Raw genomic sequence first — 11,638 nt, forward strand, 5'->3', positions numbered from 1 at the left:
CCCCACGCGCCACGGAGAGCTGCCGCTCCGCCCCGGCCGCCGGGGCCGCGCCCGCCTCCTCGGCGATGGTGATGTGCACCTTCATGGCCGTTCCCCTCGCCTAGTTGAGAACCGCGTACCGGCCTTCGAAGTTCATCTGGGTGCTTCCGATGTTCTTGACCGTCAGCCAGTACGTGACCGACGTGGCCGAGGCCCGCTCGACCTCGGTCTCCCACTCGATCTGCGGGCTGCCCGTCTGCGGTGTCGTCGGCATGAAGTACCAGACGACGTGCCAGCCCTGCGGCCAGTTGAAGGTGAACCAGCGCCCGGTCTGCCCGGGGTTGAGTGTTCCGGTGAACTGTGTGCCTACTCGCATCGTCGTTTTCCTCTCACCATCCGAGAACCGCGAACCGGGCCTCGAAGTCGACCGGGTCGGCCACGAGGTTGGTCACGTCGATCCAGTACGTCGCGTACGTGTCGTTGGCCCTCTCGACCCGGACCTTCCAGCCGATCTGCGGTGCGCCGGTGCGCGGACTTGTCGGGACGACCGTCCACACCACATGCCAGTGGGCGGGCCAGTTGAAGGTGAACCAGCGGCCGGTGCGGTTCCCGGCGAGGGTGCCCCGGAACTGGACGCCGACCCAGCTGCTCGTCTGGAGGGCTGCCGGGACGAGCTGCCGCAGGTCGGGCCGCCTGCCGATGCGCTGGGTCGCGGGGCGGCCGGGTGCGTCCTGCTGCGGTGAGCCGGTGGAGCGCAGCAACTGCCGGGCCCGCGAGGGCGACAGCGGGATACGGCCGTTCGCACGCAGGACACCCTGGGTGCTCGCAAGCGCGCCCACGACGATCGGCGAGGCGCTGGACGTGCCGCTGAACTGGTCCGTGTACCAGAAGTCCGGGTTGGTGCCCGCCTGGAGGTCGCCGTAGCCGGTGGTGGTCACCTCGCGTCCCCAGCCCTGCGCGTCCACGCAGGCGCCGTAGTTGGAGAAGTCGAGGCGGGAGCGGTCCGGGCCGTGCTGGCGGCCGTGGGTGCCGGGCGGCGGCGCCCCGGCACCGACGATCACGGCGCCGGCGTCGAGTGCGGTGCGCCGGAAGGGGTTGCGCCACCAGGCGGGGAAGCCCGCCCTCGGGGTGTCGTAGTCGGCGTGGTCCAGGTTCTCCGCCCCGTTGCCCGCGGCCTCGACGACGGTGATGCCCTTGTTCACGGCGTAGCGGATGGCCAGGTAGTCGTCCGGCCACCACTCGACGGCGATGTACCCCACCTGGCCGACGCCGGTCGCGTGCGGCCCCGCGCGGTGGATCTCAAGCAGGATGATGTCGCCGGGACCGAGGCGGTCCGCGGCGTTCCGGATCGCCGTGGCCGTGGGGATGGAGAAGGCGGACGCGCTGGTGACCGCGTCCGGCGCGATCCCGGTGATCCCCAACGCGTTGACGTCGCCGCCGATTTCACCGAGCACCGCGGTGCCGTGATCGGTGTCCGTGCTCCCGGTGCCGGAGACGATGCCGCCCTGGTTCAGCCGCAGGTCCTCATGGGTGAAGCGCCAGCCCCACTCGCAGTCGATCACCCGGACACCGGCGCCGCGCCCTCCCGGCAGGGTCCACGCGTAGCGGGCGTCGACGCCACCCGGAGCCGCGTCGAGATAGCCCTGCCGGACGGTGAAGTCCGGGGTGACGGGCGGCGCGTCGGCGCCCGTCGGCTGCATGTCGTTGAGCGGTGGGAGCTCGGCCTCCTCGCTCTCCTTCTTCGGGTTCTTCGGGACAGCCGCGCGGACGGCGAGGGCGGCAGCGGGCTTGACGTAGGCGCCTTCCACGGCGTCCGACGTGCGGAGCCGCTCGGCCAGCGCGTCCAACTGGTCGGCCGGAGCGTCGACATGGAAGAAGAGCCCCATCCGGTCGAGGATCTCCAGCGTGGCGTCGTCTGCCCCTGTGCCCTCCGAGGGAGCCCCCGCCTGGGCGCGCAGCCTCTCCTGGTCCGCGCCGAACAGCGGCCTGAAGGTGACGTCCGCCAGGGCCGCCACGGCGTCGAGCTCGCTCACGGAGATGTCCGCCGCGGCGGTCGCGCCGGTCGGGGTGATGCGTACCCCGGCGTCGGCGCGCGTGACGCACACCAGCTCAGGGCGTCCGAAGAGTGGTCCGAATCCTGGAGCCGGGCGGTCGTTCCCCCGGCTGTTCCCCGCACCTGATCGCTGTGGCACAGCTGACTCCTTCACGTTACGGAAGGTCCGCCGGTGGTTTCACATAGGCGGCTTCGACTGCCGGGTGGCCGCGCAGGGCCGTGGCGACTGCCTCGGCGTCCACATCGGCGGGGACGGCGACCCGATGCCATCCGATGAGGGCCGGGTCGCCGACGCCGGGGTGCAACGGCTCCGCCGTGACGGTGACGCCGAACCGCCGCTCCAGAAGGCTCCGGACGTCCGACACGTCCGCGGTGCCCGCCGTCGCGGGACGCGGTGAAGAACGGAGTTGGACGATGACTTCGGCCTCGCCCACAGGTCTGCCCCCCGGTCACCTCCGGCGCCGCGACCGAGCGGCTCGCTCGCGGTCACCGGGCCCAGCCGACTCTAATGAGGCGCTGTCACCGGATCGTCGCCGCGCCGTCACCGCCTCCGGCCCGGCCCCCGGCAGCGGTTGATGGACGGGCTACTTCCTGGTCGTCTCCAGGACGTTCACCTTCGGCAAAGAACGGTGCCGATGATGGGCGTCGGCTGTCTCCGCCAGCCCGGGGCGGTCCAGCGCGCGATAGGCGGTTACGAGGAGTTCGTTCGCCAGGGCCTCGCGTGTCGGGTCGCCCACGGACGCCCAGTGCAGGTCGCGGCCCAGGAGGAGGGCCTCCGTCGGGTCACCCGCCGAGCAACGGCGGCGGGCCTCTTCCACGGACTCCCGCAGGGCCCCCGCATCGTCGAACAGGGCATACATGTACGTCGCGAACTTGTACTCGTCGGCTCCGTTGTGGGCAGGACGGTCCAGCGCGGAACCACCGGACGCGAGTGCACCCGCGCCGTCCAGCGTGGTGATCCGGTCGGGGTCCACGGGCGCGATGGCCGTGTCGTAGGCCCTGGAGTAGGCGATGCCCACCTCGGGACGCTCACCCGTCTCGACGGCGGTCAGCGCATCGCGCAGCAGGGCCAGGCGCGAGCGCCGAGCCGTCACCTCGTCGTCGTCCCGCACGTCGTCATCGAGGTCGCGCCAGAAGCGTTCGAGGATCGCGCGGACCGCTTCAAGGGGGGTTCTGGAACGCGTGTCGATGCCGCCGCCGTCGTTGTTGTAGTAGGAGGCGACACCACTGCAGAGGCGGCCGTCGTCGAACCACAAGCCGTGGTGCAGACCGTCGGAGCCGCCGTGCAGGAAGGTCAGGAACTCCGGCGGATCGCGGTAGTAGCGACCGTGCACCCGGACGTCGATGCCATCACGCGGCCGCAGACCCGGGTCGGCGAACAGGTCCATGATGCCGGCCGGGCTCACGTCCAGGTCCTGTAGCGCCCGCTCTCCGACCGGGTCGAGAGATCCCAGGAACGCCCCGAACCGGAAGATCGACTCCGGCAGTTCGAGCCCCCAGTCCAGCAGAAATCGCTCTTCGACGGCGGCCCGGCCGGCCGGGCCTCCGGTCTTCTCCCGCTCACTGAACTCCCCGCTCATGACGCTCATGTCATCTATCGGAGACGAGCTCGGACAGGTGGTGCAGCGAGTTGGTGAGATGCTCGGGGCCGAACGGCGGGAACTTGAGGTACTCACGGATGAACGGCGGCACCGCCGACCAGTCGTAGGTGAGCGTGACCTCGGTCTCTGACGGACCGAGCGGCGCGAGGTCGTAACGCCAGCTCCAGCCGCCGAACTCCAGGTGACCGTCGTCCTTCTCCTCCCCCGTCAGCCAGCCGATGGCGTGCGGCGGGTCGAGCACATGGACTTTGTTGGCCACCCGGTAGTCACCGTTCGGATGGTTGGGGTGATACATGTCCATCCGGAAAACCTGTCCCACCTCGGTCAGCGGCGCCCGGTCGCCCGCTTCCTGGACCCAGCCGGTGCCATCGATCGCAGCATGGGTCGTCGGGTCCGCAAGCACCGCGAACACCCTCGCGACGGGCACGGCGACAGTGAGGGTGGCGCTCACGTTCTCCTGGTCCACGGCGCCCCCCTTTAGCCCGCCACGTACACGGTGTTGGTGGCGGTTCCGCCTTGCAGCGGGTTGGGGAAATCCACGACGTGGCTCTCCGTATGCGTGAAGACCTCGGCGAGCACGGCGTTGAACTCCGCATCCGGCGGGTCGTTCGACCACAGGGCGAAGATGCCTCCGGGGTGCAGCCGCCTGGCGAGTGCGCGCAACCCCTTGGGCTCGTAGAGCGCCGCGTGGCTGGGGTGCAGCACGTGGCGGGGCGAGTGGTCGACGTCGAGGAGGATGGCGTGGAAGCGGCGATCCGGCTCCTGAGGGTCCAGGCCGCTGCCGTCGCCGGCCATCGCGAAGAAGTCGCCTTGGACCAGGCGGCATCGGGGGTCCGACGACAGGGCGGCGCCCAGCGGTACGTATCCGCGCTCGTGCCAATCGATCACTTCGCCGAGCGCCTCGATCACCGTCAGCGAGCGCACCCGCCGGTCGTCCAGCACGGCACGTGCGGTGTATCCGAGACCGAGGCCGCCCACCGCGACATCCAGTTCGGTGTCCGGCAGTCGCTCGAGACCGAGCCGGGTCAGCGCGATCTCACCGGCGGTGAAGAGACTGGACATCAAGAACTCGTCCCCGAGCTTCACCTCGTACACGTCGTCGCCCGATACCGGGTCACGTCGCCGCCGCAGGCTGATGTCCCCCATCGCCGTCGGCCGCCAGTCGATCTCCTCGAAACGGACACTCATCCGTTCACCTTTCTGGGCAGCGGGACCGGCGCATGGTCAGGCATCGATGATGACCGGGATGATCAGGGGCCTGCGGCGATGTGTGCGGTACGCCCAGTTCGCCACGGCACGCGCGATGAGCTGTTCGAGCTGGTGGGCGTCGCCGACCCCTTCCTCGGCAGCGGTGGCCAGGGTCTTCTCGATCACCGGGATGACGGGCTCGAAGGTGGTGTCGTCGTGGACGAAGCCGCGGGCCAGGAAGTCGGGGGCCTCGGCGAGCGCCCCGGTGTCGGCGTCGACGATGGCGACCACGGTGACGACACCCTCCTCGGCCAGCGTGACCCGGTCCTTCAGCGAGGCTTCGGTGACGCCGCCGACGGTCATCCCGTCCACGTAGACGTTGCCCGCGGGCACCTTGCCGGTGATGGAGGCGCGGCCGTCGACGAGGTCGACGACGACTCCGTCCTCGGCGATGACCACCCGGTCGGGGTCGACGCCGGTGCGGATGGCCAGATCGGCGTTGGCCTTCAGGTGCTTCCACTCGCCGTGCACGGGCATGACGTTGCGGGGCCTGACGATGTTGTAGCAATAGATGAGCTCACCGGCACTGGCGTGCCCTGAGACATGCACCTTGGCGTTGCCCTTGTGGACGACATTCGCGCCCCAACGGGTCAGCCCGTTGATCACTCGGTAGATCGCCGTCTCGTTGCCGGGGATCAGGGAGCTGGCGAGGAGGACGGTGTCTCCCTTGCCGATGCGGATCACATGGTCGCGGTTGGCCATCCGTGACAGCGCGGCCATCGGTTCGCCCTGGGATCCGGTGCACACCAGGGTGATCCGGTCATCGGCGAGCTTCTCCAGCTCCTTCATGCTGACGACCAGGCCCGAGGGAACCTTCAGATAGCCCAGGTCGCGGGCGATCCCCATGTTGCGGACCATCGAGCGGCCCACGAAGGCGACCTTGCGACCGTACTGGTGGGCGGCGTCGAGCACCTGCTGGATGCGGTGTACGTGGCTGGCGAAGCTGGAGACGATGACCCGCCGCGGCGCGGTCCGCAGGACCTGCTCGATCGCGGGGTTCAGCTCACGCTCGGAGGTGGTGAAGCCCGGCACCTCGGCGTTGGTGGAGTCGGTGAGGAACAGGTCGACGCCCTCTTCACCGAGCCGGGCGAAAGCACGCAGGTCGGTGATCCGGTCGTCCAGCGGGAACTGGTCCATCTTGAAGTCACCGGTGTGGAGCACCATCCCCGCGCCCGTTCGGATGGCGACGGCGAGCCCGTCGGGGATGGAGTGGTTGACCGCCACGAATTCACAGTCGAAGGGACCGAATCCCCGCCGGTCCCCCTCGCGCACCCGCACGGTGCGCGGACGGATGTTGTGCTCCTTGAGCTTGGCCTCGAGGAAGGCCAGCGTCAGCTTCGATCCGACGACGGGGATGTCGGACCGTTCACGCAGCAGGTAGGGCACGCCGCCGATGTGGTCCTCGTGGCCGTGTGTGAGCACCACGGCCACGACATCGTCCAGCCGGTCCCGGATGGAGGTGAAGTCGGGAAGGATTACGTCGACGCCAGGCTGGTTCTCCTCGGGGAACAGCACGCCGCAGTCGACGATGAGCAGCTTCCCGGCGTGCTCGAAGACGGTCATGTTGCGGCCGATCTCGCCCAGGCCGCCCAGCGCCACAACGCGCAGGCCTCCCTTGGGCAGCGGCGGGGCAGGCTTCAGCTCGGGGTGCGGATGACTCATACTGCGACGCTACCGGAGAGTTGAAAAAGCTGGTTCGAAGGACGCCCCCACTTCTACACGGGTATTCGGGCACGCCCGACAGCTCCTGGAGCCAGCCACACACACTTCACCTCAGACCCGGAAGATGTGCACGACGTGTCGGGTGTCCGCCAGAGTGTGCGGCGCCAGGGCGTGGTTCGCCCATACGTGGACCCAGGCGTTGCCGGTGCGCAGGGTGGCGCGGAGAGCCGGCACCGTACGCTACAGTTGATCTTGAGCCTGCGGCCGGGAACCCCCGGCGACAGGACCGGCGTTGGTGGTCCAAGGAAAGACGCCCCGCTTCCTGCGGGGAAATGCAGGTGCAAGGCCTGCCCAGCGCTCACGGCAAAGCCCCGGACACTTCTTCACCGTCCGGGGCTTTCTGCTGCCCCTCCCCCACGCCCGGCACCCGGCCCCCGGCACCCACAACACCGTCCGCTCCAGGGCCCGCAGGGCCACTACTCCGCGGTCAGCGCGGCAACCAGCTCCTCCAGGCTCCGCGTACGCCGGCCGAAGGAGTCGGCAGCCCGGGGCGGATCTCCGACCGGCCGCTGGACATAAGCGGTTCGCATGCCCACGGCCTGGGCTCCACGCAGATCCCAGGCATGCGCGGCCACCATCAACACGCGCTCGGGCGGACACCCCGCCGCCTCGATCGCCAGCCTGTAGACCTCCGGCGCGGGCTTGTAGGCCCGGGCGGCCTCGGCGGACAACACCTGATGCCAGCGCAGGCCCGCGTACGCGTTCAGACGCAGCAGAGCCCCGCGACTCGCATGGGAGAGTCCCAGTACGGGGAAGTGCCGCGCAAGACGTGTGAGCCCGGCGACGGAGTCCTCCCAGGGGCTGAGTCGCTGCGATGCGGCAGCCAACCGCCCGATGGCCACCAGGTCCGTGAGCCCGGCGCACTCAGCCACACGCTGAGCCGCCTCACGGTCGATGACCTCGCTGTTGGCGTACTCCCGGGCTCCCTCCCCGATGCGCCGCTGCTCACGCTCGACATGCCCGCTCCACACCGCGAGCAGGCGGTCCACGGACACCTCCCCCTCGCCTGAAGCATCGTCAAGCGCGGGCAGCGCGTCACTGATGGCCGCACGGATCCCACCGGACTCGTCCACCATCGTGCCCAGAACGTCGAAGACGACGACCTCGATATCGCATGTCGCGGGCATCCGCTCTCCCCTTCACGGTGGTCGGATTCATGGTTGCCGGTCGCGTCACCGGTTCAACAGGTGACGAGTCTTGCCCGAGCACCCGTCACCGGTCAAGATGGTGACGTGCACTTCGCCTTCGTGAGCGGCAACCCCGCCCTTGACCTCGTCGCCACCGTGGAATCCCGCCGCGACCAGCCCCGCGACCTCCTGGCCACCCCCGCCGACCTCGAACAGTGGGTCCTGGCCTGCGACGAACTCCCCGACCAGGTGCCCGCCGACCCGGCAGCCCTCACCTGCGCCCTGCGGCTCCGCGAGGCCATCCACCAGCTCGCCCTGGACCGCATGGGGAGCCGCCCCTACACGCCGGCCGACCTGGACATCGTCAACAACGCCGCCGCCGGGCCGCCCCCCGCCCTACGCCTCAGCGCCGCGGGCATCCACCTGACGGGAGATCTCCACGCCGCGCTCGCCCACGTCGCCCGCAGCGCGATCACCCTGCTCGCCGACCCCCACACCTGCCTCAAGGAATGCGGCCGCCCCACCTGCACCCGCCTCTACCTCGACCGCTCCCGCGGCACGCGCCGCACCTGGTGCGGCATGCAGGCCTGCGGCAACCGCGTCAAAGCCGCCGCCTACCGAGCCCGCAAACACCCCACGCCATGAGCCCGTCAGTCGTCGATGCCCGAGCGCTCCACCCCCGCCACGATCCACCGCTGGAAGAACAGGAACACCACGAGCAGCGGCACGATCGACACGGCGGCTGCGACGAAGAGTTCATGCAGCCTGATCACCTGTGACGTGGTGAACGACGACAGGGCCACCTGCACCGTCCACGCGTTCCGGTCCTGGCCGATGACCAGCGGCCACAGGAACGAGTTCCACGCGCCGATGAAGACGATCGTGCCCACCGCCGCGAAGACCGGCCGGGAGTTGGGCACGACCACGCGCCAGTACGTGCGCCAGTATCCGAGCCCGTCGACGCGCGCCGCGTCCTCCAACTCCCGCGGGAATCCGAGGAAGTACTGCCGGAAGACGAAACACGCGAAGGCGGAGAACAGGGTCGGGACGATCAGGCCGCGCAGCGTCGACACCCAGCCGAGCGACGACACCAGGACGAACGTCGGCACGAACGTGACGGAGGCCGGGACCATCAGCGTGCCGAGGATCGCGTAGAACACCTTGTTCGCGTGGCGGTACGGGATGCGGGCCAGGCCGTAGCCGGCGAGTGAGGCGAGCAGCAGTGTGCCGAGCGTCGTCGCGACCGCGATGAGCGAGGAGTTGAGCAGGGAGCGCGCGAAGGGTACGGAAGTGTCCTCGAAGAGCTCTTTGACGTTCCCCCAGCGCAGCGAGGAGGGGAAGAAGGTCCACTCGGGTGAGGTGATGTCGCTCTCGGACGAGAGCCCGTTGCGTACGAGGAGGTAGAAGGGGATCAGGAACAGGAGCGCGAGCGCGATCAGCAGCGAGAGCCGCAGCGCGCGGCCCGCCCTGACCCTTGCGTCGCCCCTCAAGTGGTCTCTCACTCCGCCTCCTTCCTGCCGAGCCCGAACCACTTCGCCTGCCCTACCGTCACCACCGCGATGATCAGGGCGAGCAGCACGGCGCCCGCGCTGCCGAGCCCGAGGTTCTGTCCCTGGCCGAGGGCCGTGTAGTAGAGGTAGACGAGTGGGGGCCTGGCGTAGGGCGGGTAGCCGCGGGAGTCCGAGAGCAGGTTGTAGAACTCGTCGAATGCCTGGAAGGCATTGATGACGAGCAGCAGCACGACCGCCACGGACGTGGCGCGCAGCTGCGGGAACGTGATGTGCCGGAAGACCTGCCAGCCGGGCCGGGCTCCGTCAACTGCCGCCGCCTCGTAGAGAGTGGGGCTGATGCGCTGGAGTCCGGCGAGGAAGAGCACCATGTAGAAGCCCGCCTGGAGCCAGAGCCGCACGGTGACGATGACGGCCCAGTACCAGGGCGGGTCGGTGGTCGACAGCCAGGCGATCTGGTCGCCGCCGAACCAGCCGAGGACGGTGTTGGCGAGCCCGAACCGCACTCCGTTGAAGATTGACATCTTCCAGATGAGCGCGGCCACGACGTAGGAGCAGGCCGCGGGCAGGAAGAAGACCGAGCGGAAGAACGCCTGGGCGCGGCGCTGCCGGTGGACCATGACGGCGAGCGCGAGGGAGAGCGCGTAGGTCGTGGGCACGATGAAGAGCGAGAAGACGAGGAAGGTCCACAGGCTGTCGGTGAACGCCTCGTTCTGCAGCATCGCCGTGTAGTTGCCGAGGCCGACGAAGTCGCTCGGGGTGACCGTGTTGTGCGCGTCGAAGAAGCTGAGGTAGACGCTCCAGCCGAGCGGGATGTACGTGAAGATTCCGAGGCCGAGGACGAAGGGACCCACGAACACCCAGAACCAGAGGGTTCGGTTCTGGTGGCCCCACAACTTCCTTCGCCCGCTTGCCTGTTGTTGTCGCCCGGCTGACTGTCGTTCGCGAGGGGCTGCTGTGGTCACGACTTCTTCTTCACCCGGCCGAGCTCGGCGGACACCTTGCGCACGACCTTCTTGAGCTCACCGTCGGGACTCGCGCCGTCCTTGATGATGCGGCTCAGGGCGTCCTGGTAAGCGCTCCTGGCGGCCGGGGTCCACAGGAGCGGTTCGGCATGGCCGTGGTCCGTGGTGTAGCGGACGGCGTCGGCCGCCGCGCCCTTCCTGAGCTTCTCGGCCTTCTTCGCCAGGGAGATGCGGGCGGGGATGTGGAATCCGTACGCGAGGGCGAAGTCCTCCTGGCGGTCGGTGCTGTCGATCCACAGCCACTTGAGGTAGTCCTTGCCTGCCTTCTGGTGCTTGCTGCGGGTGCTGACCGCGGCGGCGTACGCACCGACCGGCACCGAGGGCTTGCCCGCGGCTCCGTCCTTCGGGAACGGCAGGACACCGAAGTCGTCGCCGAGTTCCTTCTGCACGGTGGGCAGCGCCCACAGGCCCGACCACTGCATGGCGGTAAGCCCCTGGACGAACGCCGACGGGTCGGACCAGTCGGCGGGCGCTCCCAGGAGGAGCGACTTGTCGGCGTACAGCTGGTGGATCTTGCCGAGGGCGCGGGCGGCCGCCGGGTCGTCGAAGCCGACCTTTCCGTCGGCGGTGACGAGTTCGAGGCCGGCCGCGTGCAGGGGCGTGCCGCCCAGGACGCCGGCGCCTCCGTCGTTGCCCAGGAACAGGCCCTTCGTCTCCTTCGTGGTGAGCTTCTTCGCGGCGTCCACGAGCTCGTCCAGCGTCTTGGGCGGCTGGACACCGGCGTCGGTCAGCAGGCTCTTGCGGTAGTAGAGCATCTGCATGTCGATGACTTGGGGGATGCCCCAGATCTTTCCGTCGTACGTCTTCGGGGCGAGGACGGCCGGATTGAAGTCGTCCTTGACGCCGTCGAACAACTCGGTGAGGTCGGCGACCTGCTTGCCCTGGATCTGGTCGAGGGAGGGTCCGTTGACCTCGAAGACGTCAGGGCCGGAGTCGGTGAGGAGTGCGGCCGCGGTCTGTTCGTCGTAGTTGCCGGGCCGCCACTGGACGGTGACGTTCGCCTTCTTGTAGGCGGTGGCGTACCTCTTCACGGCCTGCTCGGTGCCCTGCTCGCCGTACTGGTGGTACCACTGCGACAACTTCGGCCCGTCACCCGAACCGCCCTCGTCCCGACCGGTGTTGGAGCCACATGCGCTCAGCAGTCCCAACGCCGCGCCCGCCCCGAGCAGTCCTCTGCGGTTGATGGTCATAGGTCGCCCCCTGTTCGGTGTACGGCTGGTTCCGACGGCCCAACGATCAACCATGCGGGCGGATTACGACAGGGGGACTACGGCCGTGTGTCGGCTGTTCCGGCCACCAGGGCAGTGTGTTGGCCGTACTACCCTTCCAGCGTGACGAAATCCACCGAGCCCCAGGGCCCGCGGCGGGCCGCCCA

General features: G+C 69.2%; 13 protein-coding genes. 1 reads left to right on the top strand and 12 read right to left on the bottom strand.

Annotated features, from left to right (window positions below):
- Nucleotides 1-100: 100 nt before the first annotated feature.
- The 9 genes from ABD378_RS14670 to ABD378_RS14710 all read right to left on the bottom strand — a co-directional run bounded on the left by ABD378_RS14670 (nucleotide 101) and on the right by ABD378_RS14710 (nucleotide 7,730).
- On the bottom strand, nucleotides 101-355 hold the full coding sequence (locus tag ABD378_RS14670; protein WP_344521300.1) for a hypothetical protein: 255 nt from the start codon (nucleotides 353-355) through the stop codon (nucleotides 101-103).
- A gap of 13 nt (nucleotides 356-368) precedes the next feature.
- A complete protein-coding gene (locus tag ABD378_RS14675) occupies nucleotides 369-2,171 on the bottom strand; it encodes a S8 family peptidase (RefSeq protein ID WP_344521302.1) in 1,803 nt (600 codons plus the stop codon).
- 16 nt (nucleotides 2,172-2,187) lie between these two features.
- Nucleotides 2,188-2,466 (bottom strand): hypothetical protein, encoded by a 279-nt coding sequence (locus ABD378_RS14680; RefSeq protein ID WP_344521304.1) that lies wholly within the window; start codon nucleotides 2,464-2,466, stop codon nucleotides 2,188-2,190.
- Between the two features lie 150 nt (nucleotides 2,467-2,616).
- Nucleotides 2,617-3,621 (bottom strand): hypothetical protein, encoded by a 1,005-nt coding sequence (locus ABD378_RS14685; RefSeq protein ID WP_344521306.1) that lies wholly within the window; start codon nucleotides 3,619-3,621, stop codon nucleotides 2,617-2,619.
- A gap of 1 nt (nucleotide 3,622) precedes the next feature.
- Nucleotides 3,623-4,099, bottom strand: coding sequence for an SRPBCC family protein (locus tag ABD378_RS14690; protein WP_344521308.1), 477 nt, complete (start codon nucleotides 4,097-4,099; stop codon nucleotides 3,623-3,625).
- A gap of 11 nt (nucleotides 4,100-4,110) precedes the next feature.
- Nucleotides 4,111-4,821, bottom strand: coding sequence for a polyamine aminopropyltransferase (locus ABD378_RS14695; RefSeq protein WP_344521310.1), 711 nt, complete (start codon nucleotides 4,819-4,821; stop codon nucleotides 4,111-4,113).
- Nucleotides 4,822-4,857: 36 nt separating this feature from the next.
- On the bottom strand, nucleotides 4,858-6,543 hold the full coding sequence (locus ABD378_RS14700; RefSeq protein WP_344521312.1) for a ribonuclease J: 1,686 nt from the start codon (nucleotides 6,541-6,543) through the stop codon (nucleotides 4,858-4,860).
- Between the two features lie 111 nt (nucleotides 6,544-6,654).
- Nucleotides 6,655-6,777 (bottom strand): hypothetical protein, encoded by a 123-nt coding sequence (locus ABD378_RS14705; protein WP_344521314.1) that lies wholly within the window; start codon nucleotides 6,775-6,777, stop codon nucleotides 6,655-6,657.
- A gap of 242 nt (nucleotides 6,778-7,019) precedes the next feature.
- Entirely contained in the window at nucleotides 7,020-7,730 is a 711-nt protein-coding gene (locus tag ABD378_RS14710) for a haloacid dehalogenase type II (RefSeq protein WP_344521316.1), read from the bottom strand.
- Between the two features lie 105 nt (nucleotides 7,731-7,835).
- Here ABD378_RS14710 and ABD378_RS14715 point away from each other — a divergent pair, with 105 nt between their 5' ends.
- Nucleotides 7,836-8,375 carry a CGNR zinc finger domain-containing protein gene (locus ABD378_RS14715; protein ID WP_344521318.1) on the top strand — a complete coding sequence of 180 codons (540 nt, stop codon included), beginning with the start codon at nucleotides 7,836-7,838 and terminating at the stop codon, nucleotides 8,373-8,375.
- 5 nt (nucleotides 8,376-8,380) lie between these two features.
- Here the strand turns inward: ABD378_RS14715 and ABD378_RS14720 are convergent, their stop codons facing one another.
- The 3 genes from ABD378_RS14720 to ABD378_RS14730 form a co-directional block, all read right to left on the bottom strand.
- Entirely contained in the window at nucleotides 8,381-9,232 is an 852-nt protein-coding gene (locus ABD378_RS14720; RefSeq protein WP_344521320.1) for a carbohydrate ABC transporter permease, read from the bottom strand.
- Nucleotides 9,229-10,134 (bottom strand): carbohydrate ABC transporter permease, encoded by a 906-nt coding sequence (locus tag ABD378_RS14725; protein ID WP_344521322.1) that lies wholly within the window; start codon nucleotides 10,132-10,134, stop codon nucleotides 9,229-9,231. The genes ABD378_RS14720 and ABD378_RS14725 overlap by 4 nt, the downstream gene beginning before the upstream one ends.
- A 65-nt stretch (nucleotides 10,135-10,199) precedes the next feature.
- On the bottom strand, nucleotides 10,200-11,453 hold the full coding sequence (locus ABD378_RS14730; RefSeq protein ID WP_344521324.1) for an ABC transporter substrate-binding protein: 1,254 nt from the start codon (nucleotides 11,451-11,453) through the stop codon (nucleotides 10,200-10,202).
- Nucleotides 11,454-11,638 lie beyond the last annotated feature (185 nt).

This window comes from Streptomyces rectiviolaceus (assembly GCF_039533825.1).
Taxonomy (GTDB): domain Bacteria; phylum Actinomycetota; class Actinomycetes; order Streptomycetales; family Streptomycetaceae; genus Streptomyces; species Streptomyces rectiviolaceus.

Bases quoted from the DNA above. Each gene is read 5' to 3' on its own strand.
- ABD378_RS14670 (WP_344521300.1), bottom strand. From the start codon at position 355: ATGCGAGTAGGCACACAGTTCACCGGAACACTCAACCCCGGGCAGACC.
- ABD378_RS14685 (WP_344521306.1), bottom strand. From the start codon at position 3,621: ATGAGCGTCATGAGCGGGGAGTTCAGTGAGCGGGAGAAGACCGGAGGC.
- ABD378_RS14695 (WP_344521310.1), bottom strand. From the start codon at position 4,821: ATGAGTGTCCGTTTCGAGGAGATCGACTGGCGGCCGACGGCGATGGGG.
- ABD378_RS14700 (WP_344521312.1), bottom strand. From the start codon at position 6,543: ATGAGTCATCCGCACCCCGAGCTGAAGCCTGCCCCGCCGCTGCCCAAG.
- ABD378_RS14710 (WP_344521316.1), bottom strand. From the start codon at position 7,730: ATGCCCGCGACATGCGATATCGAGGTCGTCGTCTTCGACGTTCTGGGC.
- ABD378_RS14730 (WP_344521324.1), bottom strand. From the start codon at position 11,453: ATGACCATCAACCGCAGAGGACTGCTCGGGGCGGGCGCGGCGTTGGGA.